This is a genomic window from Sphaerochaeta pleomorpha str. Grapes (assembly GCF_000236685.1).
Taxonomy (GTDB): Bacteria; Spirochaetota; Spirochaetia; order Sphaerochaetales; family Sphaerochaetaceae; genus Sphaerochaeta; species Sphaerochaeta pleomorpha.
Map to the genome: position 1 here is coordinate 2,191,029 of NC_016633.1, position 26,259 is coordinate 2,217,287.

Annotated in this window: 27 protein-coding genes; 19 read left to right on the top strand and 8 right to left on the bottom strand. The window is 45.1% G+C overall.

The window, feature by feature from the left end; all coding sequences use genetic code 11:
- Nucleotide 1 precedes the first annotated feature (1 nt).
- The 6 genes from SPIGRAPES_RS09895 to SPIGRAPES_RS09920 all read left to right on the top strand — a co-directional run bounded on the left by SPIGRAPES_RS09895 (nucleotide 2) and on the right by SPIGRAPES_RS09920 (nucleotide 4,680).
- Nucleotides 2–934: an ABC transporter permease gene (locus SPIGRAPES_RS09895; RefSeq protein WP_014270619.1), complete on the top strand. Its 933-nt coding sequence runs from the start codon at nucleotides 2–4 to the stop codon at nucleotides 932–934.
- A gap of 124 nt (nucleotides 935–1,058) precedes the next feature.
- On the top strand, nucleotides 1,059–1,889 hold the full coding sequence (locus SPIGRAPES_RS09900) for a purine-nucleoside phosphorylase (RefSeq protein ID WP_014270620.1): 831 nt from the start codon (nucleotides 1,059–1,061) through the stop codon (nucleotides 1,887–1,889).
- Entirely contained in the window at nucleotides 1,886–2,359 is a 474-nt protein-coding gene (locus SPIGRAPES_RS09905; protein WP_014270621.1) for a cupin domain-containing protein, read from the top strand. Before SPIGRAPES_RS09900 ends, SPIGRAPES_RS09905 begins: the two co-directional genes overlap by 4 nt.
- Nucleotides 2,356–3,063 (top strand): SDR family NAD(P)-dependent oxidoreductase, encoded by a 708-nt coding sequence (locus SPIGRAPES_RS09910; RefSeq protein WP_014270622.1) that lies wholly within the window; start codon nucleotides 2,356–2,358, stop codon nucleotides 3,061–3,063. Before SPIGRAPES_RS09905 ends, SPIGRAPES_RS09910 begins: the two co-directional genes overlap by 4 nt.
- A gap of 2 nt (nucleotides 3,064–3,065) precedes the next feature.
- Entirely contained in the window at nucleotides 3,066–3,764 is a 699-nt protein-coding gene (locus tag SPIGRAPES_RS09915; protein WP_014270623.1) for a metallophosphoesterase family protein, read from the top strand.
- Nucleotide 3,765: 1 nt separating this feature from the next.
- Nucleotides 3,766–4,680, top strand: coding sequence for a transcriptional regulator (locus SPIGRAPES_RS09920; RefSeq protein ID WP_014270624.1), 915 nt, complete (start codon nucleotides 3,766–3,768; stop codon nucleotides 4,678–4,680).
- Between the two features lie 60 nt (nucleotides 4,681–4,740).
- Here the strand turns inward: SPIGRAPES_RS09920 and SPIGRAPES_RS09925 are convergent, their stop codons facing one another.
- The 4 genes from SPIGRAPES_RS09925 to SPIGRAPES_RS09940 all read right to left on the bottom strand — a co-directional run bounded on the left by SPIGRAPES_RS09925 (nucleotide 4,741) and on the right by SPIGRAPES_RS09940 (nucleotide 8,011).
- Nucleotides 4,741–5,331: a flavodoxin family protein gene (locus SPIGRAPES_RS09925; protein WP_014270625.1), complete on the bottom strand. Its 591-nt coding sequence runs from the start codon at nucleotides 5,329–5,331 to the stop codon at nucleotides 4,741–4,743.
- 69 nt (nucleotides 5,332–5,400) lie between these two features.
- Complete coding sequence (locus SPIGRAPES_RS09930; RefSeq protein WP_014270626.1) at nucleotides 5,401–6,183, bottom strand: ABC transporter ATP-binding protein; 783 nt, start codon at nucleotides 6,181–6,183, stop codon at nucleotides 5,401–5,403.
- Between the two features lie 60 nt (nucleotides 6,184–6,243).
- Nucleotides 6,244–6,993 carry a FadR/GntR family transcriptional regulator gene (locus SPIGRAPES_RS09935; protein WP_014270627.1) on the bottom strand — a complete coding sequence of 250 codons (750 nt, stop codon included), beginning with the start codon at nucleotides 6,991–6,993 and terminating at the stop codon, nucleotides 6,244–6,246.
- 283 nt (nucleotides 6,994–7,276) lie between these two features.
- Nucleotides 7,277–8,011, bottom strand: coding sequence for a FadR/GntR family transcriptional regulator (locus tag SPIGRAPES_RS09940; RefSeq protein ID WP_014270628.1), 735 nt, complete (start codon nucleotides 8,009–8,011; stop codon nucleotides 7,277–7,279).
- 660 nt (nucleotides 8,012–8,671) lie between these two features.
- On the opposite strand from SPIGRAPES_RS09940, the gene SPIGRAPES_RS09945 reads away from it, so the two are divergent.
- The 3 genes from SPIGRAPES_RS09945 to SPIGRAPES_RS09955 all read left to right on the top strand — a co-directional run bounded on the left by SPIGRAPES_RS09945 (nucleotide 8,672) and on the right by SPIGRAPES_RS09955 (nucleotide 10,540).
- Complete coding sequence (locus SPIGRAPES_RS09945; protein WP_041384597.1) at nucleotides 8,672–9,088, top strand: hypothetical protein; 417 nt, start codon at nucleotides 8,672–8,674, stop codon at nucleotides 9,086–9,088.
- 279 nt (nucleotides 9,089–9,367) lie between these two features.
- Nucleotides 9,368–9,889 carry a hypothetical protein gene (locus SPIGRAPES_RS09950; RefSeq protein WP_155816703.1) on the top strand — a complete coding sequence of 174 codons (522 nt, stop codon included), beginning with the start codon at nucleotides 9,368–9,370 and terminating at the stop codon, nucleotides 9,887–9,889.
- A 132-nt stretch (nucleotides 9,890–10,021) separates the two neighbouring features.
- Nucleotides 10,022–10,540 (top strand): hypothetical protein, encoded by a 519-nt coding sequence (locus tag SPIGRAPES_RS09955; protein ID WP_014270631.1) that lies wholly within the window; start codon nucleotides 10,022–10,024, stop codon nucleotides 10,538–10,540.
- A 213-nt stretch (nucleotides 10,541–10,753) separates the two neighbouring features.
- On the opposite strand, the gene SPIGRAPES_RS09960 is transcribed toward SPIGRAPES_RS09955, so the two are convergent.
- Entirely contained in the window at nucleotides 10,754–11,893 is a 1,140-nt protein-coding gene (locus SPIGRAPES_RS09960) for an ROK family protein (RefSeq protein ID WP_014270632.1), read from the bottom strand.
- 103 nt (nucleotides 11,894–11,996) lie between these two features.
- Between SPIGRAPES_RS09960 and htpG the strand changes: the two genes are divergently transcribed.
- A complete protein-coding gene (gene htpG, locus SPIGRAPES_RS09965; protein WP_014270633.1) occupies nucleotides 11,997–13,877 on the top strand; it encodes a molecular chaperone HtpG in 1,881 nt (626 codons plus the stop codon).
- Nucleotides 13,878–13,997: 120 nt separating this feature from the next.
- Nucleotides 13,998–14,924 (top strand): mechanosensitive ion channel family protein, encoded by a 927-nt coding sequence (locus SPIGRAPES_RS09970; protein ID WP_155816705.1) that lies wholly within the window; start codon nucleotides 13,998–14,000, stop codon nucleotides 14,922–14,924.
- A 21-nt stretch (nucleotides 14,925–14,945) separates the two neighbouring features.
- On the opposite strand, the gene SPIGRAPES_RS09975 is transcribed toward SPIGRAPES_RS09970, so the two are convergent.
- A complete protein-coding gene (locus SPIGRAPES_RS09975; RefSeq protein ID WP_014270635.1) occupies nucleotides 14,946–15,455 on the bottom strand; it encodes a hypothetical protein in 510 nt (169 codons plus the stop codon).
- An 89-nt stretch (nucleotides 15,456–15,544) separates the two neighbouring features.
- Here SPIGRAPES_RS09975 and SPIGRAPES_RS09980 point away from each other — a divergent pair, with 89 nt between their 5' ends.
- From SPIGRAPES_RS09980 to SPIGRAPES_RS10015, 8 genes are all read left to right on the top strand, one after another.
- Nucleotides 15,545–17,434 carry a sigma 54-interacting transcriptional regulator gene (locus SPIGRAPES_RS09980; RefSeq protein WP_014270636.1) on the top strand — a complete coding sequence of 630 codons (1,890 nt, stop codon included), beginning with the start codon at nucleotides 15,545–15,547 and terminating at the stop codon, nucleotides 17,432–17,434.
- A 262-nt stretch (nucleotides 17,435–17,696) separates the two neighbouring features.
- Nucleotides 17,697–18,704 (top strand): PdxA family dehydrogenase, encoded by a 1,008-nt coding sequence (locus SPIGRAPES_RS09985; protein ID WP_014270637.1) that lies wholly within the window; start codon nucleotides 17,697–17,699, stop codon nucleotides 18,702–18,704.
- A 13-nt stretch (nucleotides 18,705–18,717) separates the two neighbouring features.
- Nucleotides 18,718–19,182 (top strand): tripartite tricarboxylate transporter TctB family protein, encoded by a 465-nt coding sequence (locus tag SPIGRAPES_RS09990; RefSeq protein ID WP_014270638.1) that lies wholly within the window; start codon nucleotides 18,718–18,720, stop codon nucleotides 19,180–19,182.
- A 12-nt stretch (nucleotides 19,183–19,194) separates the two neighbouring features.
- The gene (locus SPIGRAPES_RS09995) at nucleotides 19,195–20,712 is read left to right on the top strand and encodes a tripartite tricarboxylate transporter permease (RefSeq protein WP_014270639.1); all 1,518 of its coding nucleotides are present in this window, start codon (nucleotides 19,195–19,197) and stop codon (nucleotides 20,710–20,712) included.
- A 54-nt stretch (nucleotides 20,713–20,766) separates the two neighbouring features.
- Nucleotides 20,767–21,750 carry a tripartite tricarboxylate transporter substrate-binding protein gene (locus SPIGRAPES_RS10000; RefSeq protein WP_014270640.1) on the top strand — a complete coding sequence of 328 codons (984 nt, stop codon included), beginning with the start codon at nucleotides 20,767–20,769 and terminating at the stop codon, nucleotides 21,748–21,750.
- A 56-nt stretch (nucleotides 21,751–21,806) separates the two neighbouring features.
- Nucleotides 21,807–22,475: an aspartate/glutamate racemase family protein gene (locus SPIGRAPES_RS10005; RefSeq protein WP_014270641.1), complete on the top strand. Its 669-nt coding sequence runs from the start codon at nucleotides 21,807–21,809 to the stop codon at nucleotides 22,473–22,475.
- Nucleotides 22,465–23,373: a sugar phosphate isomerase/epimerase family protein gene (locus SPIGRAPES_RS10010; protein WP_014270642.1), complete on the top strand. Its 909-nt coding sequence runs from the start codon at nucleotides 22,465–22,467 to the stop codon at nucleotides 23,371–23,373. The genes SPIGRAPES_RS10005 and SPIGRAPES_RS10010 overlap by 11 nt, the downstream gene beginning before the upstream one ends.
- Nucleotides 23,373–24,353: an aldo/keto reductase gene (locus SPIGRAPES_RS10015; protein ID WP_014270643.1), complete on the top strand. Its 981-nt coding sequence runs from the start codon at nucleotides 23,373–23,375 to the stop codon at nucleotides 24,351–24,353. Before SPIGRAPES_RS10010 ends, SPIGRAPES_RS10015 begins: the two co-directional genes overlap by 1 nt.
- Here SPIGRAPES_RS10015 and SPIGRAPES_RS10020 read toward each other — a convergent pair.
- A complete protein-coding gene (locus SPIGRAPES_RS10020) occupies nucleotides 24,348–25,439 on the bottom strand; it encodes a DUF362 domain-containing protein (protein WP_014270644.1) in 1,092 nt (363 codons plus the stop codon). The two genes, SPIGRAPES_RS10015 and SPIGRAPES_RS10020, sit on opposite strands and share 6 nt — an antisense overlap.
- A complete protein-coding gene (locus tag SPIGRAPES_RS10025) occupies nucleotides 25,439–26,086 on the bottom strand; it encodes a GntR family transcriptional regulator (protein WP_014270645.1) in 648 nt (215 codons plus the stop codon). The genes SPIGRAPES_RS10020 and SPIGRAPES_RS10025 overlap by 1 nt, the downstream gene beginning before the upstream one ends.
- Nucleotides 26,087–26,259: the final 173 nt, after the last annotated feature.

Sequence of the window (26,259 nt, forward strand, 5' to 3'; positions counted from 1 at the left end):
CATGTGGATAACACTCACCAGAATTTTTCCCTATGCAATTGCTTATACGATTCCCTTGCTAGTCACTTCGTTAGGTGGCTTGTATAGCGAACGAAGCGGTGTTACAAACCTTGGGCTGGAAGGCTTGATGCTCATCGGATATTTTTCTTCTGCCCTTACCATCAAATTGGTACAGGTCTATAGCATTACCTTGGCTCTTCCCCTGGGATTGCTGGCTGCTGTTATTGCCGGTGGGCTTTTTTCCTTGTTGCATGCTTTTGCATCAATCAATTTGAAAGCTGACCAGATTATCAGTGGAACCGCAATCAATATGTTGGCCGGTGCTTTGACGGTCTATCTTGCAAGAACCATTAGCGGAAGCGGAAACATCAGGATTCTGATGGGCATAATCCGAAAGGATGTTCCTTTCCTATCCAAGATTCCTGTTATCGGGCCTTTGCTTTTCAGCCAAAGCTATTGGACAACCTGGCTATGTCTGTTGATCTGGGGCCTTTCCTGGGTTCTCCTCTATAAGACCTCGTTTGGCTTGCGCTTACGCGCCTGTGGAGAACATCCGTCAGCCGTAGCTTCTGCAGGTATAAACGTACATAGAATGAGATATTTCGGGGTAGTCATGAGCGGAGCCCTTGCAGGGCTTGGTGGCGGCGTAATTTTGGTCACCTATAGTGGTGAATTTAATGGAACCGTCGCAGGTCTAGGCTTTTTGGCAATCGCCGCCTTGATTTTTGGGCAATGGAAACCCCTTGGGATTCTCGGTGCCACATTCTTTTTCGGCATAGCAACCACAATTGCAAATGTTTCCCAGGTTATTCCTTCTTTGGATGTTGTACCTCCTGCCATATTCAAAATATTTCCATACGTGGCGACCTTGCTGGCTTTGGTCCTTTTCTCAAAACATTCTGCGGCTCCAAAAGCTTCAGGAGAACCTTTCTAGTCAAAAAATGCTTTTTTTATATGCAAGAAACAGCCTTTCGGGGCTGTTTCTTTGTTCTGTCGCTATGTAGCATCGCTTTCCCGAAACCATAAAATATAGTACGCTTGGATTGTTGGAGGACCTGATGGATAAACTCTTGGAAAAATTGCAGGAAGCTGCACAGTATATTGAATCGAAAATCGGAACAGACCCTGTAGAGATCGGCATGGTTTTGGGTAGTGGGCTTGGCGATCTTGCAGAGGTGATAGAAAACCCCATATATGTTGCTTACAGTGAAATCCCTTACTTTCCGGTTTCTACCGTTTCCGGACATAAAGGAAGGCTGGTTATCGGAATGCTGGAAGGCAAAAAGGTTTTGTGTATGCAAGGCCGTTTTCATTACTATGAAGGATATGGAATGGATGAAGTGGTATTCCCTATCCAGGTAATGCATACCTTGGGTATCGATAATTTGCTTTTGACAAATGCCGCCGGGTGTGTGAACAAGGAATGGAAACCAGGGGATTTAATGCTTATCAGCGATCATATCAAGATAATGGGTGACAACCCTCTCCGTGGCCCCAATTATGAGGAACTGGGAGATAGGTTCTTTGACATGTCCAATGCCTATGACAAGGATCTTCGCCAGGTTGCCAGAGGTTGCGCCAAGGCTATGGGGCTTGAGCTCAGGGAAGGTGTCTACCAGTTGTTTGCAGGTCCTTCTTTTGAAACACCCTCCGAAGTAAAGTTTGCCCGTCTTTGTGGGGCAGATGCAGTTGGTATGTCTACGGTACCCGAGGCAATAGTTGCAAGTCATATGAGAATGAAGGTGATGGGTATCAGTTGTCTTACCAATATGGCAGCCGGGATACTTGAACAACCTTTGAACCATAAGGAAGTCCTGGAAACGGGCGAGAAGGTTAAAGAATCCTTTTCTTTGTTGGTCCGTTCCATTACAAAGGCTTGGCCACTTTGATTGACGATGCACAGTCTCTTATAGAGAAACTTGGACTTCAAAGACTTGAAGGGGAAGGTGGGTTCTACCGGAAAATAATTACCCATCGCAAAGGGTCCGAGATCTTGGGTGGTACTATCTATTATTTGATTACTCCCCAGAGTTTCTCTTCCCTCCATTGGCTTCCTACCGAAGAGCTCTGGTATTTTCTCCAGGGCTCTCCCTTGCAGCAGTTGATACTCTACCCGGATGGCCGCCATTCCCTTGCTCTCTTGGGTCCGGTTGATCACCAGCAGAGTCCTGTGACCATTGTGCCTGGGGGATGCTTCCAAGGAACGAAGTTGCTGGGAAATGAAGGGTATGCACTCTGTGCGACAACTATGTGTCCTCCGTATGACCCAAAGAGTTATATACAAGGAACCAAGGACCTCTTGGCAGACTATCCTGCCTGTAAGGTCTTAAAAGATTTTCTTAGTGAGGATATGCAATGAAGACCATTTTGGTAACCGGTGGCGCCAGTAACTTGGGCAGTGCCCTGTGTCGCGCCTTTGTGAAAAGGGGGGATCGAGTCATCTGTACCTATAGCCATAACCGTTTTGGTGCAGAGAACCTGCAATCAGAGCTTGGGGATCATTTGGTTATCGCCGAGATGGATGTGCTCTCGCAAGAAAGCGTAACGAACCTTTTCCAAAGTCTTTCCTCTCTTGATGTATTGGTGAATAACAGTGGGGTGTTTACGGTAGCTGAGCAAGAAAAGCTTCCCGTGGAAGACTGGGACAAAGTATTCGATACAAATGTCAAAGGTATGTTTCTGGTAACCCAGAAGGCAATCCCTCTGCTCAGAAAGAGCGGTGAAGGTGCGATAATCAATATTGCATCGATAAATGCCTTCCATCCGGGTTTTGGAGGAACCGCCCATTACGATGCCTCCAAAGGGGCTGTGGTTTCCTATACCAAGAGCCTTGCTGCCGAGCTTGGCCCCTATATACGGGTAAACGCGGTAGCCCCTGGATTACTTGACGCCCCCTCGCTTCACGATGATACTAATCCCATAAAGACGGTTTTTGAGAATCGGGCAAGTCTCAAGAGACTGGTTCAGGCTCATGAGGTTGCCGATTGCGTTCTGTTTCTCTCATCTGCAACAGCGATTACCGCTGAGACCGTGGTCGTGGATTGCGGATATAGTGTGGGGTGAATATGAAGATCCTCTGTATTGCAGATGAAACCGATCCTTTGATCTACTCAAAGAATCTTGCATCCCGCTATGGTTATGTAGACCTTGTGGTTTCTGCAGGTGATCTTCCGTTGAAATATTATGAATATGTCATTTCAGTCCTGAATAAGCCGCTGTATTTTGTATTTGGTAACCATAATCTGGAATTCCTCACCCAGTTTACATCCCATGCAAATACGATCAACCAATATGGGTATGCCGATGGGAAAGGCATGATGCAGTTCCTCCCTGCTTTTGGGGGGGATTATACCGATGGAAAGGTCGTGTATGATAAAAAACGCAATCTCATCATTGCAGGCCTAGGTGGTTCTATGCAATACAACAAAGGTCGCCACCAATTTACCGAGAAGGAAATGTTCTGGAGAATGTGTAAGATGATCCCCCATCTTCTGTGGAATAAGGTTTTTCATGGGCGGTATGTCGACATCCTTCTTACCCATGCCCCTCCTTTGGGGATCAATGATGATGTAGACCGGTGCCATCGTGGGTTTTCTACTTTCTTGGCTTTCATGGATTGGTTTAAACCAAAATATCTTTTACATGGGCATGTGCATCTGATAGATTCGAATGCCAACCGTTATGGTGTCTATAAACAGACCAAGGTTATTAATGTTTTTCAGAGTTTTATACTCGATGACCCTTCGCTCGGAAAGGATTTGTGAAATGGGAACCAATTTTTTCTCTCAAGCCAATGAAGATTTTGAAAAGGCACGTAGCCGTGGAAGGATGCAGTCTTTGATGAGCAGCCTCGCTTGGAAAAACTCTGACCTGCTTTCTTTGTACGCGGTAACTGAACTGATAAAGCCAAAGAATGAAACCTATCTTGGTATGAGAACCATTCCGATTGCAAAAATTATCGGAAGTGAGGGGCGGTACCATGATTTTTCCTTGGCTTTCTACCCAAAAAAAGAGCTCTTGCGTTCTCGGTGGCAAAGTATCGACAGGGCCTCAAAGCAATATATAATCCTTCCCCCTATTTCAGTGTACAAGTTAGGTGATTGGTATTTTGTCCGGGACGGAAACCATCGGGTTTCTGTAGCCAAGACCCAGGGAGTGGAATTTATCGATGCAGAAGTTGTCGAACTTGACACAGAAATCCCTCTGGAACCCGGTTTGACAATGCGGCAACTGAGAAAGCGAGTGGTAGAATATGAGCGAAAACGATTTATTGATCAGTATGAACCAACCTATCTACCGATGGAACAGATTGTTTTTTCGGGACCAGGATCATACCCAGAGCTCGTAAATCATATTCTGGTTCATAAATATTATATAAACCAAGAAAAGACTGAAGAGATAAGCTTCAAGGAAGCTGCCGTCTCCTGGTACACCAATGTGTTTCAGCCAATAGTTGATGAGATTCGTAGGGAAAAAATACTATCTGCGTTTAGGGGAAAAACCGAGGCTGACCTCTATATGTGGATAGTCCGGCATTGGGATAACCTGAAATATACCAGTGGGAGTGAAGAGGTTTCCATTGCCAGTGCCGCAAGTGACTACAAATTACGGTATGGAAAATCTTTCCTCACGCATATCTCAGAGAAATTCCTGCAACTATTCTCAAGAAAACGGCACTAGCGAAGAAACAGAGAGCAGCCTTTTGGCTGCTCTCTTGCTATTACATTTGCTATTGCCTGGCTATTCCTGAATATAGGCACTGAGTATATCGGCATACACTTCCATCTCCTGGCCGAGTTGCTCGCTTGGCCTGATGGAATCCTCTTTCCCCGCAAGGTGAACAATGCCCGCAACCGGTTGGTCCAAGTTCTCGATCTCTTCGTGGACTCCATAAGGGATATGCAGCATTCCCATATTCTGGGACCAGTAAATCAAGGCGTTGAGGGTATGGGCACCCTCGCAGGTTGAGTGGGAACAGCTAGTAAAGCAGGCAAAGAACTTGGTTTCCAGACTTCTCTCCTTGCTCAGTGGCAAGGTAGTGTCGAGAAAGGTTTTCATCTCTGCTGTAATGTTTCCGAACCTTGTTGGGCTTCCGAGGATTACCATATCACTTTTAAGTAGGGTGGAAAGGCTTGCTACAGGCAAGGCTAGAATATCTTCGTAGAAATCATTTGTAGTTTCCTGTTTGTTTGCCCAGATATGCAAATCAGGGTCTTCAACGCGGTAAAGCCGGGCGTCAACACTCCTTTGCTCCATCAATTCTTTCAAGTAAGAACCAATGATAAAACAGTTGCCGCTTACACTGTGGATAATTATCGAACACCGTTTCATGGGTACACCTCGCTTGTATCGTTCTTTGTTTGAGTATACTACAAAAAAAGTAGGGCGTGGAAAAAAAGGCTAGCACCAAGCAGTGAAAAGGCCTTCACGCTGGTCGACGAAAACCTTTGCTCCATAAATATCGCTGAGGATATCTTCTCTGATAATCTCTGTTTTTGGCCCATCCTGAATAATCTTTCCTTGTTTCATGACAATTACCCGTTCAATTTCTGGAATAATCTCACTCAATTCATGGGTGGCAAGAATAATGGTTTTTCCTTTCTTATCCAGTAATTGAAGTTCTTTCCTGTATTGGTGCCTTGAAGGGAAATCAAGATTTGCGACTGCTTCATCAAGGAGCATGACCTTGGGGTCGTGGACGCAGGCTCTCGATAAAAGGATCCTTCTTGCCTCCCCGGAGGAAAGCCTATTTATTTGTTTGTCCCTGAGCTTCCAGGCATCAAAAAAACGCAAGGATTCTTCTATTTTGGTAGCCTGTTCTGTCGTTATCCGGTGGTGGAAGTCCAGACCGATGGAACTGAAGAACCCCGATGCCGTTATTTCCCACCCGCTATAGGAACTGTTGCAGAGGAATTGGAGTGATTGCGAGACAATTCCCAGATTTTTCCTGAGCTCCAGCACTTCCCAGTGGTCTTTGCCAAAAAGAAGCCTCTTTGAGAGAGGGTTGTATAAGGGATGTATTTCTTCGCTGATTACCTGCACCAAGGTGCTTTTCCCAGCTCCATTTGGGCCTATTATCGCAACATGTTCCCCTTCGTTCACCGAAAAGGAGATATCATCGAGGATATTGGTTCCCAATCTTCGTACCGTTGCATGTGCAAGTTCAATGATTTGTTTCCCCATAAAAAAGGCCTCCGGGCTGGACTATACCATGACCGGAGGCTTTTAGACAAACTGAATCCTTTATGCGTAGGCAACAGCCGATTCATCGGGGAACTTGTCATTCACCTTGTTCTGCAAGGTCGTGAGAGTTACCAGGACCAAGGCAACGGCAAGGTCAGGCTGTCCGTTCTGCAAGGCTTCGCAGAGATAAGAATAATTCTTAGCACGCTTTTCAAGCTGCGAAGCAGAAAAATGAAGCGACAACAGAGCAGAATCGAGAAGCGGGGCAAGGTTTTCATAGATGGAGGAAAGTATCTGATTGTCGTTTGCAGATATGAGGGTACGGTTGAATTCATTTTCAGCATCTTGGAACTGTTTGAGGCCCTGTGCATCTTTTTGGTAGATTAAAGGAAGTGCACTTTCCATTTGGTTTGCAGATCTCCAAAGCTTGGCAAGATGCAAGTCCTTGGTCTCAATACGAGAAAAATCACGTGTAGCGCTCGTTGCAATCGTTATTCGAACCTGCATAAGATTGCGAAGCAATTTCCCGGGATTTGTTTGTTTGTTGATTATCGTTGTCGAAATCGATTCAACATATTGGTTGAGGCTGTTGCTTTTAATCTGAGCCCTTCGGCCTTGGGTAATGGTGACCAGTCCTTTTGCTTCCAATAGTTTGAGTGCTTCCCGGATAGGACGGCTTGATGTCTTGAATTGATCGGCAAGCACTTGTTGGGAAGGGAGGAATGCTCCGCTTTTAAGTCTATTATCTAGAATCATTTCTTCAAGGGTTGATGCGATTCTTGAAGCTTTTGTTTCAGAAATATAATTCATTTGTATTATCCTTATTGTGAAAGCAATCATTAATATATGATGTCATAAGTCTACACTTATTTAACTATTACAGAATATTGAAAATCGTAACTTTATGCAATAAAAACATATCAAAAATTTATTTATGTCATCTGTTTAGAAAAATGTCTATAAGATATATACATATATCCTACTTGTGACATTAAAAACTGCACAATCAAAGGTGTGTCTTCAGGGTTTTTGGGTTTGCTAGGGCATAAAAAAAGGAGCCTGCAGGCTCCTTTTTAACCAAGGACCTTAACATTTAGATATCGAGAGTCTCGAACTTGTCCTTTATGTTGGTCAGGTTGACCAAGGTCAGGGCGACGGCAAGGTCTGTCTGTCCATTTTCCAAGGCTTCGACCAGATAGCGGTATTCATTGACTTTCTTTTTCTGTTCGTTGTAGGTCTCGGGAAGTCTATCGAGGGCAGTGTACAGCTGCGGGGAAAGATTCTCATAGATACTGTTCAAGATGACATTGTCATTTGATCTGATCAGGGCTGTATGGAATTCAAACTCAACTTGTTTGAACTGTTTGATGGATTCTGTATCCTTGGTATTTTCCATGGTTGGCAAAAGCTGTTCCATTTTCGAACAACACCTATCGAGCGACCTTACGATCAACATTCTGTTCGGGTCGCGGGACAACTCCCTGGTTGCCGAAACCTCTACGGTGGTCCGTACCTGCATGAGATCGGAAAGGAGTTTCCTGTCAGGGGCCTGTTTGCTGATCATGGACATGGACAGCGATTCAACGAATTGGTCAAGGTTGTTGCTTTTGACCATTGCTTTTTTTCCCTGTTGGACTTGGATGAGTCCTTTTGCCTCAAGGTTCTTGAAAGCCTCACGAACGCTCCTGCTGCTTGCAGAGAATTGTTGTGCAAGCTTATGCTGGCTTGGAAGGGATTCCCCTGCTTTAAATTTTTTAGACAGGATCATCTCTTCGAGCTGGTTGGCAATCATGGTAGATTTCGTTTCCGATGCGATTGGCATTATCATTGGTTTTATATCCTCTCGTAAACAGGTGTAGGGCTAGATAGAATATAGCATGAAACTTATTACATTGCTACCTAATATATTGCATATGTAGCTCTAATTGAAGCAAAAAGCAATAGTTTTTTCAAAAAATGTAAGAAGTGTTAGCAGTGAAAAATAACAAATGACACATGCAAATCGTAAATAAAAAATTTATAATATATTGTATTATATGAAAATAAGACATTTTTTAGGCATATTAATGCAGTTTTTTACACTTTTTACTTCTTCCGAAGTGACATAAGGGAATATCTTTGGCTAATAGGCAGGATTCCTACACCCTTCCTACGTCTCCAGGTCCATGGGATAAATCTTTTTTGAATGCAAAACTTTTACTGAAATATACTGCATGACAGAGTAATCGTGTCATAAGAGAGAAATGTTTAAAACACTATAAATAAAATATTTAAAAATATATTGAATTTAAGATTAATAATTATTTATGGATTAAACCTGTTGCATTGACATAAGTTTACCCTTGGCATTATATTTTGATTGGACAAAGAAGGTGCTTGCACGCCTTTTTTGGAGGGAACCCAGTCAATGAAAAGATGTATCTTAATAACTAGTATATTACTTACAGTACCTTTCCTCTTTGCATCGATATCGCCACAAAAGGTTACTTTGTCGATTACTACAGCGGTACCTGAATATCTGGTTCACGGTTTTCTAATCGATTCGGCAGCGGCAACGATTGTAAGTGAAGCCTCTGTTGATGATGCTTTCAGCCAAGATGGGGTAAATCTTACCTATGCGATCAGGACGAACACGACAAGCAATCTAGTGGTGAGTGCCACGTTGACTCCCTTTATCAAACTGGGGGATGATACTTCAACTGTAGGCATAGCATCGCTTAGCGTTGAATCGATTGAGAAAGTCCCTGTGTCGGGGTCGTATAAGCTGCTGGATGTGCTCCCTTCTTTTCAGGGAATGAGAATGTATTCCTATACGTTGAGAGTAAAGGCTAACCAGGCCGATGTTGCCTCTGCAACTGCCGGTGCCTATGAATCGACTCTATCGATAGATATTGCCTCGAACTAAAACCCAACAGAGACTGTTGGCCATTGTTTTTGTTGTAGAGGATGCTTTTCCAGTATGTGGTAGGCTAAAATGTAGATTAAATAAGCTGTTGTTTACTACATACGTAACAAGTCAAGAAAACATAAAATCATATTAAATAAAGAAATAAGAAATAAAACATAAATTAATAATAATTATGCTACAAATCGATGTAGTATTCTTGACATATGTTATTAGTGGAGGTATCCTAAGTACAGAAATCTATCTAATAGTTGATAAAGGGAGAGCCTTAATATGAATATGAAGCGAAGTTTAATAGTCTTGGTACTTCTTTCTGTCGTTTTAACTGGGGTCTTTGCTGTTTCGCTAGGCAATCCAGCGACCGCAACCTTGAATGCCACCATCGGTGAGTATTTTGAGCATGGGTTTCATACAGTCGAAGGATTGTACCAGGCATCAGTAACGAAGAACAATGCATTTACAACCGATCCCGAATTTGTGTATGGCTATCGTACAAACGGCACTGGCAGTTTCACGTTTAATATGGTTGTCGGGGATTTTGTCTCTGGAGAGAATAGCGTGAAAATTGCTGCTGTATCGGCTTCTTCTCCGCTTACCCCTGCTTCTGGCGGGTATACCGTTTTCTCGTTTACTGGTTCTGGGTCTGATAAGATAGCTGAGACAACCATTACCATCTCGCCTGCCCAAACCACCGGAGGAGATGATCATACGGGAGCTGCCATTGAAGAAGGTCATTCTGTGGATTCAGCTCCAGCTGGAGATTATGTGTCAACCATAACCTTCTCAGTGATCTCTGGTTAATACGCTTCCTTACCTTTTTGTACTGTCTGGGCTGTCCGGGAAACCGTACAGCCTTTTTTGTACAAGTCTTTCTCGTTCTTTGCTATACTGTAGGAACCTGTAAAGTTTGTTTTGCTGATGATGGAGGAGCCTATGAAACGATATATAGTGGTTTTCGGTTTGCTTGTATTTTCTTTTTCCTTGGTTGCTGCAAGCCTTCCCTCCGAGGCTGTTGTCTTTTTGAATGGGACGATTTCTGTCAAAGACATTACCATAGAAATGTATTATGAAAATGGGACCAAAGAAGAGGGAAATGTGGCATCCTTGGAGTTTCTGTTTCCTTCTGGCGATGCCTGGCAAGTCGAACAGTCGGTGTATTTCAAGTACTCCTCAAACCTTCCAGTTGCAGGGAGAGGGGCCTTGAGCTTTACTGCCACTCCTTTGCAGAAGAATGAAACTAATATTCTCAATACCTCCCTTGTTTTGGAATCTACGAATGTAATGACTTCCGTACGGGAAGGGGATACCTTTAATATTGGCTTTCTCTCAGGAGTGCAACAAGATATTGCCATTGGTAAGCTTACGGTCGTGGTAACCAAGACTGCCACTGATATATTTGCCGCTGGGGTGTATAACGGTTCCCTAACGATTACCTATACCAACGAGGCTTGATGACTGATTTTCAAGCAAGCTTCTTCCTGGCAAAAAGCAATAAATAATTATAAAAATGTTTTACACGGACATAAAACCATGTAATAATCATTAGTGTCGTGTCACATGTTCAGTCCGATTTTCCAGCGGGTGAACACACCCCAGGGGAGGGATCCTGGGGCTTTCAAGGAGGTTGCCGCTACTCGGTTTCGGGTAGCGGTATTTTTATGCCTATCAGTGTATTTCGTTTTGGTCCAATGTCCTGATAAGGGCACGTTGGAAGACCCAGGTATCCAAAGCAGTCGCCACGCTGCCAAGCAGACCAGCCTTGTCTCCGAGCTGTGAACGGTTGATCTGTACCTCTGTTTGCCTGGAATGTGCCTGCCTGGCATATTCTTGGCTTAGAAACTGGAGGTAGTTGTCACCGATGTTGCTAATCCCCCCTCCCAGGATGATCTTCTGACAACCGGTAATGGTACAAGCCTGGACCAAAGCCTTTGCCATGGCAGTGCAAGCTGCCAGTAAGTCGTTTGATCCATGGTCAGAGGGTTCGGAGCATAGCTGCTTTACTGTTTTGTTTTCATTCTTTTCGCTAAGGGCCCATCCTGCGGCTACTGTCTCAAGGCACCCGATATTGCCACACCTGCATAAACCGGTAGATGCCACAGACAGGTGTCCGAACCGAGCGTGCTGAGCGCTTATGTTATTGTCTGTTACCCAGGCGCTGCCAATGTGTTCGGCCCAGTTGATATACAGGAAATTTTGCCCTTCCTCTTTGGCAAACCATCTTTCTGCATTGACCATGGCTTCTACGTTATGCACCAGTATTGTGGGTATATGGGTATTAGCCTCTATAGCCTGCGCCAATGGTACATCTTTCCATTCCCAGAGATCATTTGAAACCAAGGTTTTCCTGTCTTCGCCGATTATTCCGTTTACTGCCACGGTGAGGCCGACGATAGGACTTGTCGCAAGCCGGGTCATGCGCAGGCAGGATTTGATAACCGAATAGCAGAGCTCCTGGGCTTTTGGTCGTTGCCCGGTGGGAAATCGTTCGAACCTGAGAAGGTTTCCGTCCAAGTCAGCTAGCGCTACGGAGGTGTTTTTGCTTCCCATATCCACGGCAAGGACGAGAAGTGCATCCTTTTTCAAGACAAGAGTAGTGGGACGTCTTCCGTTTGACGTTTCTTTTTTCCCCCGCTCCTCAAGGAGCCCTTCAAGAAGAAGGTTGTCGACAATTTCACTTGTCGAGGGTTTGTTCAGGTTCAGGATTCTGGCAATGTCGGCCCTGCTGCATGTCTTTTGCAGGGAAAGAACATTAAGGACTCTAAGCCGGTTATAGGTGCGTGCAGTTGATGGTTGCGAAAACTTCATGCAAGAAGCATACCTTAAGGTTGTTTTTTTGTTAAGGAGCCGTTGCCGATTGAGGAAAAAATCATTATGTTTGCCAATATCCCTTTGGAGGTATGTATCTAGAATGGAACAGAAAAAATTCAAGACTGAAGTTTCAGAGCTACTTCAGCTCATTATCCACTCGCTCTACTCAAACAAGGAAATCTTTCTCCGTGAACTGGTTTCAAATGCGTCCGATGCTTTGGACAAGTTGAAATACCTCTCTCTTACAGACGAGAAGCTCAAAGGTATTTCCTTTGAACCCAGGATTGACATTTCCTTTACTGAGGGCGAGAAGCGCACCCTGACTATCAGCGATAACGGTCTGGGCATGAATCATGACGATCTGACCGACAACCTCGGAACGATTGCCTCGAGCGGAACCAAGAAATTTCTCTCTTCCCTTACTGAGGAACAGAAGAAAGACAGCAACCTTATCGGGCAGTTTGGCGTAGGTTTTTACAGCGCCTTCATGGTTTCGAGCAAAGTTGAAGTCATCAGCCGAAAAGCAGGTGAAGAAGTAGCTTACAAATGGACCAGTACCGGTAAAGGCTCGTACACCCTGGAAGAGACCACCCGCGAAGAGCAGGGGTCTACCATTACCCTTTATTTGAATGATGAGGGGACAGAATATGCAAACCGTTGGGAAATCCAGCAGTTGGTCAAAAAGTACAGCGACCATGTTGCCTATCCCATTTTCTTATCCTATGACCAAGAGCATGTCGATGATAAGCAAAAGGATAAGGATGGCAACCCTGTAAAGACCCTGGAACACAAGGTTGAACAGATTAATAGCAGCTCAGCCCTTTGGAGAAGAAGCAAAAGCGAACTGAAACCTGAAGATTATAACGAATTCTACAAGAATACGTCTTACGACAGTGAAGATCCGCTTTTCTACATCCATACCAGGGCAGAAGGTGCTACAGAATACACCACCCTGTTCTTTGTCCCTGCCAAGGCTCCCTTCGACATGAATAATGCCGATTATCGCCCTGGGGTTAAGCTCTTTGTGAAAAGGGTCTATATTACCGATGATGAGAAAGAACTTCTCCCTACCTATCTGAGGTTTGTGAGGGGAATCATTGATAGTGAAGACCTTCCTCTCAATGTAAGCCGCGAAATCCTCCAGCAAAACCGTGTCATGTCCACTATCCGTAATGCATCGGTCAAGAAATTGCTTGGGGAATTCCAGAGAATCGCCGAACAGAACCCGGAAATGTATACCAAATTCATTACCCAATACAATCGCCCTCTGAAAGAAGGTCTGTACGGGGACTATGCAAACCGTGATGCTTTGCTTGAGTTGGTCAGGTTCAAATCCTCGAGCCAGGAGGGTTATGTAAGCCTAGCTTCCTACAAGGAAAGAATGGCTGCAGACCAAAAGAGTATCTATTACATTACCGGAGGCAAGGAAAGCACCCTGAAATCAAGTCCATTGCTTGATGCCTATCGGAAGAAAGGCTATGAAGTCCTGTTGATGGATGATGATATCGACGATATCGTCGTAGGGTCACTTGGCACCTATAAAGAGCTATCCCTGAAGGCAATCAATAAAAGTGGTGCCGTTGACGATTTGAAAGAAGAGAATCCTAAAGAGGCAACCAAGGAATCGGAATCGATTGTCAAGAAAATCAAGGAAGCACTGGGCGATAAAGTCAAGGATGTCGTAATTTCCTCGAGGCTTGTCGATTCTCCGGCTGTTGTGGTTGTTGATGAGAACGATCCTTCGGTACAGATGCAGCAGATTCTCAAGAGCATGGGGCAAGGGGACTTTGAAGAGGCAAAACCGATTCTGGAAGTCAACGTTGAAGACCCGATGGTCAAAAAAATCGAGCTGAGCGAAGATAAGGAATATGTAAGTGATCTTTGTTCAGTGCTTCTGGACCAAGCTCTTCTTGCAGAAGGTGTCATGCCCAAGGATCCTGTTTCTTTCACTAAAAAATTGCATACCTTGCTTGCCAGATAAAAGCCAGGACATGTTGAATTGGAGCAGGGGGAGAATTTTCTTCCCTTGCTTTTTTATTTGCCCGATGGTAGGGTTTTATATCAACTTCCAAAGGATGTATGAACTATGCTTTCATTCTTCATGGCTTTTGCAAACGAAGTGACAGAGACTGCCACCGGAGAAACAGCCCCCCTGGTAAATGATGCTGGAAATGCAAGTTTTTTTACCCAGTTGTCCGATTCTTTGCAGTCTTGGGTCCAAAAGGGCCCCGTGGCATATATGGTAACCCTGATTACCGGTCTTTTGCTGATTCTTGTCGGCAAATTGTTGATTTTCTGGTTTTGCAGGTTTTTGAAAAAAGTGTTTTCCAAGTCAAAGAAAATCAATGACCTGATGGCACGTTTTGTTATACAGGTAGTGAATATCTTTGGTTGGATCATCCTTGTTATTCTTTTCTTGCAACATATGGGTATTAATATGGCCCCGGTTCTCACCGGTTTGGGAATCACTGGGGTTATCCTTGGTTTGGCTTTCCAGGAAACCATCGGAAACCTGCTCAGCGGTGTCATGATTGTCATCATCTCGCCCTTTAGGATCGGGGATTACATCGATTCAGGGTCTTTCTCCGGGACAGTGACCGATATGGACCTAATCTGCATTACCCTCTCGACCCCTGACAATAAGAAAATAACCATTTCGAACAAACTGGTGTGGGGCAATCCCATCGTAAACTATTCCGATATGGAGAAGCGAAGGGTCGATTTGATACTGAGTGTAGCCTATGGCTCAGATGTACAGACGGTTAAGGAAGTGGTCAATTCCATACTTGCTACCTATCCCGAGATACTTCCCGATCCCGCCCCCATGGTCGAAGTCCATAAACTCAATGCTTCCTCAGTCGACTATATTGTTCGTCCTTGGACGAAGCCGGAAGACTATTGGAAAGTCTATTGGAGATTCCATGGGGAGATATGCAAGAAAATGGAAGATGCGGGAATTGTCATCCCCTTCAATCAGCTTGACATCCATCTGGTCCCTGACAGCATAACGGTAGTAAACGGCAAATAATAGGCAGCCTTGTATTATGTGTTATTGGCTTGCAGAGTGGGAATTGACGAAATCACAGAATTCCTGGGCGTCTGAAAGAAGAAAGGCGCCCCAGTGCGATTTGGTTTTCCACTTTTTTGTACCAAAGACAAAAACCAGAAGGTCTTCTTTTGTCTCTAGCTCAACGCGGACATTTGTGACCAGCCCTCTCTGAAGGGGGTCGCTCTTTACCCCACAGGAAACAACCTCGTCATACCCAAGGAGAAAAAATTCATCGTTGGTTGCAATTCCCATTTTCCTGTTCTTGGAATCGAAAGCCAGGAAGAACCCTTGGTTTGTATCATTTATATAGCCATGTTTTTCATCAAAGGAAATATGGTTTTTTTTCATTTCTGAAAAAACCCTGTTCTCCAGGTCCCTTAAAATCTTTTTGAAGGTCTCTTCTCCTTTGAGCTTCTTTTTCCTACCGGTAGTAAGGGCATAGAAGTTGAAAACGGTCAAAAGGACGAGTGCTACAAAAAGGATGTATTGTATAATTTTGGAAAATGACATAATTTGCCTCCGCTGGCACAATACCAAGAGTCCTCTTGGTTTGTAAAGCCTCACATTACGTGATACACTGCCCGAAACGGAGATAGTCCTTGATTAAGATTTTGGTTGTCGTTCCCTATCTAGAGCTTCAGGAACAGTTTGATAAAGTAATATCTCAGTACGATTTAGATGGTTTTTCCATCTCAACCACCCATTTTGTAGGTACCGATTCAAAGTTAATCGAAAGCCTTGATGCCGATATTGCCGTAGCCAGGGGTATTACCGCTTCTGCGATTGCCTCACAGAAACCATCCATCCATGTAGTTCCCATAATTATGGATAGCGGGGACCTCTTCGAGGCGCTGGCAAAAGTGAAGCAACGGTTTGATACCTGCCGTATCGGCATCGTCATTAATGAAGAACTATGCGGTGAGGACATCATATCTTCACTTATCGAATATCCTGTTTCTGTTTGCAGGGTACATGACCAAGATGATGTACAGCGGGCTGTCTTTGAGCTGAAAGCCAAAGGTTGCAAGGTCTTCGTAGGGGGACTTACCCTATGCAGGATCTGCCAAAACAATGGCCTGGAATATGAACACGTAAAGACAGGAAACCAAGCTATCATCCACTCCGTGGAAGATGCCGTTGCTGCAGCACGCTCGTTGGACCGTGTGAAGACGAGGGGAAACCTCCTGCTTACCCTTTTGAACAATGCAAAGGATGCAATGCTTGCAGTAAATAGCTCAGGCGTTGTCATTGCCGGAAACCGTCAGGCTGCATCCTTGTTTGCCTGTACTCCGCTTGAAGGAAAACCAATCGAAGCCGTATACAAGGGAATCAAATGGTCTCAGTCTCTTGCCTCAGTATCTAGCCGGGAGGAATTGCAGGCAATCGGGGGCCAGCAGATTCTTGTCAGCCAGCAGCCTATCCAGGTAGATTCCCAACCCTTTGGGGTACTCTTTACATTCCAGAATGCAGAAGCTATCCGCAAATCCGAACACAAGATCAGAACTGAATTGCACCGTAAGGGACTTGTAGCCAGGTATCGGTTTGAGAATATTGTCACCCAAAACGCCCATATGCTCCAGCTGGTAGAGAAAGCAAAGCGTTTCAGCCTTGTCGATAGTCCTATCTTATTACTCGGTGAGACGGGGACCGGAAAGGAGCTTTTTGCACAAAGTATCCATAATGCATCCCCACGTTCGCATGAACCTTTTGTTGCCGTGAACTGTGCTGCTTTGCCCGAACAGCTTCTTGAAAGTGAGTTGTTTGGGTATTCGGAAGGAGCCTTCACAGGGGCGAGCAAGGGAGGGAAAAGCGGGTTGTTCGAACTGGCCCATAAGGGAACCCTTTTCCTCGACGAGATTGGGGAGATCCCGTTGGTCCTTCAGGCCAAACTGTTACGGGTGCTCCAGGAGAAGGAAGTGAGAAAGATCGGGGCAGATATGGTAGTCCCCGTTGATGTCAGGGTTATCAGTGCCGCAAATAGCAATATCATAGAGAAGGTCAAGACCGGCAGGTTTCGCCTTGATCTTTTCTATCGTATCAGTCTGTTGAATATTCAACTTATCCCTCTTCGTGAAAGGAAAGATGATATCGGCCTGCTGTTCACGCATTTTGTCAGGCAATATTCCTTGAAAAACAACCACCGTGTTCCTGCAGTCAATGAAGAGGCCTTTGGTGAGCTCAAGCGGTTTTTCTGGCCGGGAAATGTCCGTGAATTGAGGAATGCAGCAGAACGACTTGCAATTCTCAACAGCGTGGAATTTGTTGGGAGGGAAGAAATTGAGCAACTTGATATAGGGGCTACAAGCCTCTATGCAGAAGATGTTGTTCCCCTTCAGAAAAGGAAGAAGGTTGAAGAGAACGTTTCTTCGCCCGAAGACCAGTACCGAGCTTTTATTGCGAGCGGTTTAAGCAGGGATGCCTTTGCACGAAAGATTGGGGTAAGCCGTACAACGCTTTGGAGGCGTTTTTCCCAATTTGAACTAGAGTAGCAGTATGTTTCATAGATGTTTCAAATGAAACATGGAACAAAATATGAAACATTGAAACATTTTTCTTCGATGCATCAGAAAAATTTGAAAAATCAATGACCTATGTTTCTATTTATTGGTTTCTCCAACAATTAACTGTACACAAAAATGATTAAAATCGAAGATTGTATACAATTTTTAAAAGTTGGCACGTTACTTGCTTTGTATAATGCATCGGGCAACGAAGAAAGTTGCCGGATGACTGAATCAAAGGGAGTTTCTGATGAATGAGAAACCAGTAATGGGAATCTTGCTCGGTGATGCGGCAGGTGTTGGTCCTGAAATTGTAGCAAAGCTCGCAGTGGAGAATTTTTTCACTGCATATTGCAATCCAATTATAATCGGTGATGTGCGGATTCTTAATCGTGCTTTTTCCTATATTGGCTCATATACGGACATTCAGGTCGTAGAGAGTGTGGATGCCATTGACTGGGACAAAGGCCTGCCTGTTTTGGACCAAAAAAATATAGACCCTGCTTTGGTCCCTGTGGGGCAATTGAACAAGATAGCCGGAAAGGCCTGTCTTGAAATGCTTGAAAAAGCGGTTGATCTTTACAAAAACAAGAAAATCGAGGGCTTCTGTTTTACACCTCTGAACAAGGCAGGAATGAAGGAAGCCGGATGCAAGTTTGAAAGCGAGCACCATTATATGGCTGACCTGTTCCAATTCACTGAACCTTTCGGTGAGATAAATGTAGTCGGTAACCTCTGGACCACTCGGACTACCAGTCATATACCCATAAGTGAAGTGAGCAGGAACCTTACCAAGGAGAGCATTCTCCGTGCAGTCAGACTGGCCAATTCATCGCTGAAAACCAGTGGGATTGAGAAACCAAGGCTGGCCCTTGCTGCGCTTAACCCCCATTGTGGAGAAAGCGGTCTCTGCGGAAGAGAAGAAATTGACGTAATTCAACCAGCAATCCAGGATGCACAAGCTCTGGGAATCGATGCAACAGGTCCATATCCGAGCGACATAACCTTTATCAAGGCCTTTCGTGGGGATTTTGACGGCGTGGTTACCATGTACCATGACCAAGGCCAAATTGCCTTGAAGCTGAAAGGTTTCGATGAAGGCATTACCATTGCAGGAGGGTTGCCTGCCCCGATAGTAACCTGTGCCCATGGGACTGCCTATGATATTGCAGGAAAAGGTATCGTAAAAACCCAAGCCTTTGAAAATGCTGTAAAAATGGCAAGTAAAATGGCCAATCATTTATCTGGACGAAAATAAGAGGGATCGAAACGTGGAAAGAAAAAAATTCAAGGTGCCCGCAAATAGGATTATTCCTGTTTTTACTGCACTTGTTGCGATTGTCTTCATGTATTACGGATTAACCAAATATGGATTCTGGGATGCAATGAAAGGACCAAGGCCTGGTTTTGTTCCAACCCTGATTTCTGTTTTGCTTCTTGCCTTGAGCCTGATTTCTTTTATCAGCTCCTTTAAGGAAGAGGCTCCGGTATTTCCAATGGATGGGTGGTTATGTGCACTTGGCATGGTCTCCATCATTGTAAGTACCTTTATCATTGGGTTGGTTCCCAGCGTTGCCCTCTATATGGTTCTCTGGCTCAGGGTTTTTGAGAAATCAAGCTGGAAAACGACGTTGATAGCCCTCGTTGTGATTATGGCAATCGTTATTGGGGTTTTTTCCCTTTGGCTCGGGATTGATTTTCCTAAGGGAATCATCCTGGATGCAATTTTTAGGTAAGGGGTACCGGAAATGAATAACTTACAAATGCTCGTAGAGGGTTTTGGTGTCGTCTTGACCTTCCAGAACATTCTCGCTTGTCTTTTCGGTGCGGTTCTTGGCCTTATAGTCGGGGCTATGCCTGGAATAGGGTCACTGGCCGGAGTTGCCTTATTGCTTCCCCTGACGTACAAGTTCAACCCGAATACCGCAATCATAATGCTGGGTGCCTTATATTACTCGAATATGTATGGCGGTTCTTTCAGTGCAATCCTGCTCAATATTCCGGGAGACAGTCCCGCTATCATGACCACCCTTGATGGGTATCCGATGGCTACCAAGAGAAACAGGCCGGGGCAAGCCCTTTTGACCTCGAATGTCTCTTCCTTTGTCGGTGGGACTATCGGGATGTTGATTCTTACCTTCATGGGACCAGCCTTGGCTGATGTAGGCCTGAAATTTGGTCCTGCCGAGATGACAGCCCTTCTGCTTGTCGCTATGACAAGTATTGGTTGGCTCGTTGGCGACAACCCCGTAAAAGGTCTCATCCTTACTGCCTTCGGCATACTCGTCGCTGCAATGGGAATGGATACGCTCAGCGGGGTACCTCGATATGAATTCGGCAACATGTATCTGCTCGGAGGTATCCCTTTCACTCCCTTCGTTATAGGAATGGTCGGGTTTGCACAGGTTATGCGCCTCATGGAAGATCGAAACAAGGTAACAGAAAGTACCATCAAGGAGAAGTTGACTATCAAGGGAAGTCTGTTGACGTTCCATGATATCAAGCGTCTGCTTCCTCCTGCCATTCGCAGTGGAGTGCTCGGGACGTTTGTTGGGGTTCTTCCAGGGGCTGGTGCGACAACCGGTGCTTTTTTGGGCTATGCAACGCAAAAGGCTTTCAAGAGTGAAGAGCCTCTCGGAACCGGTGCCGTCGAAGGAATCGCCGCCTGTGAGTCTGCAAACAATGCAGCTGCAGCTGGTGCCTTCGCTCCCTTGCTTGCCCTGGGTATCCCTGGGTCAGGGACCGGTGCAGTCTTGCTTGGCGGCCTTATGATGTGGGGTTTGAATCCCGGGCCCTTGCTGTTTTCGACCAATCCGGATTTTGCCTGGGGGCTTATTGCCAGTCTGTTCTTGGCAAACCTGCTCACCCTTTTCATTGCCTTGGGAATTATCCCCTTCCTTATAAAGATTCTTTCGGTTCCTGTTAAGGTCATGATTCCCTGTATTTCGATTGTCTGCCTTGTTGGTTCCTATAGCACCACCTATTCGATGTATGGGGTGTTTGTAATGCTGATATCTGGGGTTTTGGGCTATGTATTTGAGAAAAGCGGTTACAGTACGGCACCTATGCTTCTGGCCTTTGTCTTGGCTCCCCTGCTGGAATCGAATATGCGGAAAGCCTTCATCATTAGCCAGGGAAGCCTCAATATTTTCTTCGATAAGCCAATTGCCCGTGCTTTTGTAATTGTACTCTTTATCCTGATTCTGTTTCCTATAGTACGTGCCCTGCTCACGAAGTTTGGTGTTCTGAAAAAGAAAGTTGCCTGATCATAATGGTTTGAGACAGGTGTTTGACCTGTTATAAATAAAGAAGGAGATTGTATGAAAAAGTTTGCTATCGTTTCTTTGATGGTAGTGTTGGCACTGCCTTTGTTTGCCCAGGGTGGAACCGAAGCTAAGAGTGATATCTTTTCCGCCTCACGTGACATTGAATGGACTGTAACTTCAAAGCCAGGTGGTGGTTCCGATATCTATACCAGGCAGATTTCAGATATCGCAACCAAAGCCGGCTTGGTTGATAAGTCATTTCTTATCAGCTATAAGACTGATGGTGGTGGAGAAATCGGTCGTTTGGCTGTTTCCCGCACGAAAGGTGACCTTGCAAACCACACTCTTTTGACTTTCAATAGCGGTGATTTGATGCCAATGGTCAAGAACACCGAAAATAGACTTGAGAACTTTACCCCCATTGCCGTGATGGCCGTAGACAAACAGCTTCTGTATATTGGTGAACAATCCAAGTATTCCAGCTTTGCCGAGGTTATCGATGCAATCAATGGTGGAGCCTCTGTGGTCATCTCCGGTTCGAAGGGTGACGATATTGCAACCTATGAAGCCTTGATCGAAGAACTTGGTTTTGACCAGAACCAGCTTGCTTTTATTACCAACGATTCAACCAGTAGCGCCATCACTGAAATTCTCGGTGGACATGTAGACCTTTGTATGTCAAAGCCTGCAGCTGCAGCCCAGTATGTACTTGCCGGAAAACTGAAGCCGATCCTTGCTCTTTCAACCACCAGATTCTCCGGTGACCTCAAGGATGCCCCACTTCTCAGTGAAGTTGGCAACTACAAGAATGTTGAAGTACCCGTCTGGCGTGGGCTTGTCGGTCCTAAGGATATGACTGCTGAAGCCGTCAAGTACTATAGTGATATGGCCAAAAAGGTCAGCGAGTCAGAAGACTGGCAGAAAGGGTATATCGAAAAGAATGGCTTGATCAGCCAGTTCATGGATAGCACCCAGGCTGCTGCCTTCATGGCAGACTATGAGGCAAAGTACCTCAAGAAGATCGGAAAAGCCAAATAACAATGATTCTGAGGGCAGGGGAGTTTTCCCCTGCCTATTGAATCATGAGGTGTTACATGAAACGAATCGTATTGGTCCATACCGTAAAGAGTGTATATGACTCCTTTGAAACAGAATTAAGAAAGGTACTCGGCCCAGGTGTCAAGATCAACAATATACTTGATGACTTTCTGGCAACTGATCCTGCAGATACAGGACTCTTTTCACAAAACAATACCGAGCGTTTGATGCATGACCTTAAAAGTGCACAGATGACCGGAGCTGATTTGCTCGTGGTTACCTGTTCGACCTTGACTCCCCACGTTGTGAAACTCAGGCAATTCTTTTCTGTTCCAATTGTCGCGATCGATGATGCAATGTGCAAAGCGGCTGTAAGGAATTCCTCCCGTATTACCGTGTTGGCCACTGCTGAGTCAACAGTGAATCCAACATTGGAGAAACTGCTGGCAGAAGCTACCATACAGAACAAGAAAATTGAACTTTCCAGTTACTGTTGCCCACAAGCTATCGTTGCCTTGAAAGAGGGTAACAAAGAAAAACATGATGAGCTGGTATTGCACATGGCGATGCAGGTATCTGGATCAGAATGCATAGTATTGGCTCAGGCTTCCATGGCCCATATGCAGGATACAGTCCAACAAAGGACAGGGGTTCAAACCTTCTCGTCCCCCAGACTCTGCATGCAGGAGATAGCCTCACGATTGGAGGATAGCAATGGATTGTGATATCAAGCGGTACCTCAAGGTAGGCATTATCCACCATATGGCTTATCCTGAAGCTTTTTCAAGTGAGAAAACCTTTGAAGATACTTTTTTGCGGGTGCTTGAAGACCCCTATTTTGATGTGGTAGAAACTGCCAGCACCCCCTGGCCCTCTATGAAAGAGAAAATTCGTTCCTGGGTTGATCAAGCCCATATGGAAGTTGCTTTTGGCGCTCAGGGGAAAACCCTTTCAAAGAACCTTAATCTTAATGACCTTGATCCGGCAGAAAGAAAAAAAGCAGTGGCTGCTGTGAAGGAGGGGATTGACGAGGCAGCTGAAATCGGAGCTTTTGGGTTGTCCTTTCTCAGTGGTCATTATGAAGATAAGACCATTTTTCAATCCATGGAAGTGTTGATTGAGAGTTGCCAGATTCTCTGTGAATATGCAAAACAGTATTCACTCCCCATTTGTCTTGAAGCCTTTGACTACTCAATCGATAAGAAGGCCTTAATCGGCCCTTCTTTGCGGGCCAAGGCATTATTTGACACTGTCTGCCTACAATACCCGTCTTTCGGGTTGCTGGTTGACTGCAGCCATATCCCGATGATCGGGGAAAACCTGGACGATAACCTTGACCCTGTCGTAAGGTATGTCAGGCATGCCCATATGGGAAATACCTATATCAAGGATCCTTCGAATCCTGCATATGGGGATAACCACCCCCGTTTTGGATTTCCCCAAAGCGAAAATGATGCTGATTACCTTGCCTCTTACCTGAAAAAACTCATTGCCATAGGATATCTGCAAAAAGATAAGCCGATGACGGTGAGTTTCGAAGTCAAACCCCAGAAGGGAGAACTCTCCTCATTGGTTATTGCCAATGCAAAGAGAACACTCGCCGATGCTTGGCGGAAGGTGTAATGATGCACTATATGAAACTTGGTAAAACCGGAATCCTTATCCCTGCCCTGACCCTCGGGACTTGGGCAATGGGTGGGGGCGATAGCTGGGGTGACAGTGATGACCGGCTCTGTGAGAAGACGATTGAGAAGTCGCTGGAACTAGGTATCAACTATCTCGATACCGCACCTGCCTATGGAAACGGGAAATCCGAGGAAATCGTGGGCAGGGTCATCAAACGGAAACGGGAAAAATTTGTACTTGCCACCAAATGTGGCCTTGTCTGGGGAAACCATGATGAAGGATCCGTACACAAGAGTCGTGATGGTGTCACCATTCGCAGGAACCTATCGGAGAAAAGTATCAGGGTACAGGTCGAGCAGAGTCTGTCACGCCTCCAAACCGACTATATCGATGTGCTGCTTACTCACTGGCCTGCCATGGAACCCTTTGATACCCCGATTGAAGAGACTGTATTTGCGTTTGAACAGTTGAAGAGAGAGGGAAAAATTCGTTGTTATGGCGCTTGCAACGTCAACCAACGGGAGATAGAGGAATATCAGAAATATGGGTCCCCTTCGATCATCCAGAAACGGTTCAGCCTGCTCAACCGGGAAAACGAAGACCTTGCTCTGTATTGCAACCAAAATGATATAACCTTTCAGGCCTACAGCCCTTTGGAACGAGGGTTGCTGACCGGGAATGTAAAACAAGAATCCAACGTGGTTGGGACTGCAAAAGAAAGCATCCCCTGGTTCAAGATTGAAAAGAGGATGCAGGTACTTGCTATGCTGGAAGAACTCAAGGATATGTGTACTGCCTACCAATGTACGGTCGGAAATCTTGTACTTGCATGGACAATGGCCTATATCCCAAGAATGAATGTGCTTTGTGGTGCCAGGAAGCCTGAACAGGTACTCGAAAATAGTCTTTGCGGATCCATAACCCTGAAAGAGGAAGATATCAGGTGTATCGACAGCCTGGCAAGGAAGCTCCTATAGTTCTTTCATGAACTGAATCATGTCAATTGCCTTGGGAGGACAGCCTCCAAGACTTTTGCCCAAGCCTCTGGTACAAACCCCTACACCTATCCTGGTCTTGTCTGTTTCACCTCTGTAGCCTTGGCCAATGCAGATTTTGGTTTCAAGGTTACCCAGACGGTCGACTTCGTCCAGCCGTTTAAGGGCGTGGATCAGATTTCCGTAACAGGCTGAGCAGGCATTCTTGGGCAGTGTGTATCTTGCCAGATTCGCGACTTCGCCGCTTGGATGTGCCACTTTGTCATTTGTAGGCTCGTTTAGCTGGATAACCCTGGCTTTGGATAGATCTGTAAAACCAACCCCCATACTCTCTGCAAGCTGGATGTAGGGGATGTCCTCAAGTTCAAACCCCAGAAGCTGAGAGCCAAAGCTGTCACAGAGAACGCTGTCCCTTGCTGCAAACATCCTGTCTGTCCTCACAGGATTGCCACCTTCTTCGAAATCGAGGTCGCCGTTGAGGCTGTCTACGATAACCAGGTCGGCACATCTGATAGCATTGAGTGCAGCTATGGGTTTGTGGAGGCCAAGGTTGTGGAACATTCTTTTTGACCTGTCGGAAAGGCATCCTTTCATGTTTTTCAAGGCACAGGTCATTGCTGTCTGGCAATGTCCTTTCAAAACAGGAAGGCTGATCAAAAAATCGGTATCGAGGATTGTCTTGCTGACTTCCATGGTTATTCCGTTAGAGGTCAATTTCTCGTAATCGTCATCTTTGACATCGACGAGAGGCACTTTGAAGGTTTTGCTTATTGCCTCATACCCGTTTACCCTGAAACCTTCCTTGGTGCTGTCTCCTACCCAGGCACTCTCGACTATCTTGATCCTGGAATAACCTCTCTCCTGTAGAAAAGAAATGATTTCACGTACAATTGACGGATGAGTGGTCGCCCCACTTTCTGCAGTTGCGGCTACTACCAGGTTCGGCTTCAAGGCAATCGAAGAATTCTTATCCAAAATGAGCGATTCGATATCGATTGCTTCAAGCAATGCCCTTGTCATTGCAACGGGGTCCGATCCATAGGTCAGGATGATATCGTTTTTATCCATTATTCAGAATCCTTTACATGACTGGTCAAATCATGGGTTATATGCTCATAGATCAATTTCTTGCAGGCTTCTTTTTCTCCGTTTTTCAAGAGGCTCATAATCTGTGAATGCTGATTGAGGTAGTAGGTCAATTCATCTTCGGGAAGATCCTGGGCAATGCGGAGTTGTTGGATTTTTGCATCAAGGCGTTCGCAGATGTTGAACAAGGCCAAATTGTTGGACGCTTTTATCAAAGCGAGATGGAAGAGGCTGTCTTGTTCAAAAACGGTGGCTCTGTCACCGATTCCCAGCGCATATTGACAATCAGCAGCGTATCGGGAGAATTCTTTTACATTCGCTGCATAGGCATTCTCGTCAATGCTTTCGATTGCAAGCTGTTCAAGGGAAACCCTTACCCGTGCTATGTCAACGGCTTCCTTTTGGGTAATAATGGAGACAATGGCATGGCTTCTTGGCTTGATGGTTACCAGACCGTACTCACTGAGGCGTCTGATAGCTTCCCTGATAGGAGTGCGGGATACCCCGAACTGTTCTGCAAGCTGTTCCTCAGGGATTTTCATGCCGCCCTTCAATTGTCCTGAAAGAATTTGCTCTTTGAGCATCGTGTAAACTTGGTCGGCAAGGCTGTTCTGTACACATTTAGGCATTATGTATCTCCTACAATCAGTAATACTGTATTGCGTATTAATTATTTCGTCAATTAAAAATGGTTGAATAGAGGAGTAAGGTTTCAATATTCATGAATTGTATACAAAAATGAAATATTATTTAATTTATAACATATAATAAAATAAAATCTGTTATTTATATTTTTCTAGAA

Coding starts and splice junctions, on each gene's coding strand:
- SPIGRAPES_RS09895 (WP_014270619.1), top strand. CDS start 2: ATGTGGATAACACTCACCAGAATTTTTCCCTATGCAATTGCTTATACG.
- SPIGRAPES_RS09900 (WP_014270620.1), top strand. CDS start 1,059: ATGGATAAACTCTTGGAAAAATTGCAGGAAGCTGCACAGTATATTGAA.
- SPIGRAPES_RS09910 (WP_014270622.1), top strand. CDS start 2,356: ATGAAGACCATTTTGGTAACCGGTGGCGCCAGTAACTTGGGCAGTGCC.
- SPIGRAPES_RS09915 (WP_014270623.1), top strand. CDS start 3,066: ATGAAGATCCTCTGTATTGCAGATGAAACCGATCCTTTGATCTACTCA.
- SPIGRAPES_RS09920 (WP_014270624.1), top strand. CDS start 3,766: ATGGGAACCAATTTTTTCTCTCAAGCCAATGAAGATTTTGAAAAGGCA.
- SPIGRAPES_RS09925 (WP_014270625.1), bottom strand. CDS start 5,331: ATGAAACGGTGTTCGATAATTATCCACAGTGTAAGCGGCAACTGTTTT.
- SPIGRAPES_RS09930 (WP_014270626.1), bottom strand. CDS start 6,183: ATGGGGAAACAAATCATTGAACTTGCACATGCAACGGTACGAAGATTG.
- SPIGRAPES_RS09935 (WP_014270627.1), bottom strand. CDS start 6,993: ATGAATTATATTTCTGAAACAAAAGCTTCAAGAATCGCATCAACCCTT.
- SPIGRAPES_RS09940 (WP_014270628.1), bottom strand. CDS start 8,011: ATGATAATGCCAATCGCATCGGAAACGAAATCTACCATGATTGCCAAC.
- SPIGRAPES_RS09950 (WP_155816703.1), top strand. CDS start 9,368: ATGAAGCGAAGTTTAATAGTCTTGGTACTTCTTTCTGTCGTTTTAACT.
- SPIGRAPES_RS09955 (WP_014270631.1), top strand. CDS start 10,022: ATGAAACGATATATAGTGGTTTTCGGTTTGCTTGTATTTTCTTTTTCC.
- SPIGRAPES_RS09960 (WP_014270632.1), bottom strand. CDS start 11,893: ATGAAGTTTTCGCAACCATCAACTGCACGCACCTATAACCGGCTTAGA.
- htpG (WP_014270633.1), top strand. CDS start 11,997: ATGGAACAGAAAAAATTCAAGACTGAAGTTTCAGAGCTACTTCAGCTC.
- SPIGRAPES_RS09970 (WP_155816705.1), top strand. CDS start 13,998: ATGGCTTTTGCAAACGAAGTGACAGAGACTGCCACCGGAGAAACAGCC.
- SPIGRAPES_RS09975 (WP_014270635.1), bottom strand. CDS start 15,455: ATGTCATTTTCCAAAATTATACAATACATCCTTTTTGTAGCACTCGTC.
- SPIGRAPES_RS09985 (WP_014270637.1), top strand. CDS start 17,697: ATGAATGAGAAACCAGTAATGGGAATCTTGCTCGGTGATGCGGCAGGT.
- SPIGRAPES_RS09995 (WP_014270639.1), top strand. CDS start 19,195: ATGAATAACTTACAAATGCTCGTAGAGGGTTTTGGTGTCGTCTTGACC.
- SPIGRAPES_RS10000 (WP_014270640.1), top strand. CDS start 20,767: ATGAAAAAGTTTGCTATCGTTTCTTTGATGGTAGTGTTGGCACTGCCT.
- SPIGRAPES_RS10005 (WP_014270641.1), top strand. CDS start 21,807: ATGAAACGAATCGTATTGGTCCATACCGTAAAGAGTGTATATGACTCC.
- SPIGRAPES_RS10010 (WP_014270642.1), top strand. CDS start 22,465: ATGGATTGTGATATCAAGCGGTACCTCAAGGTAGGCATTATCCACCAT.
- SPIGRAPES_RS10015 (WP_014270643.1), top strand. CDS start 23,373: ATGATGCACTATATGAAACTTGGTAAAACCGGAATCCTTATCCCTGCC.
- SPIGRAPES_RS10020 (WP_014270644.1), bottom strand. CDS start 25,439: ATGGATAAAAACGATATCATCCTGACCTATGGATCGGACCCCGTTGCA.
- SPIGRAPES_RS10025 (WP_014270645.1), bottom strand. CDS start 26,086: ATGCCTAAATGTGTACAGAACAGCCTTGCCGACCAAGTTTACACGATG.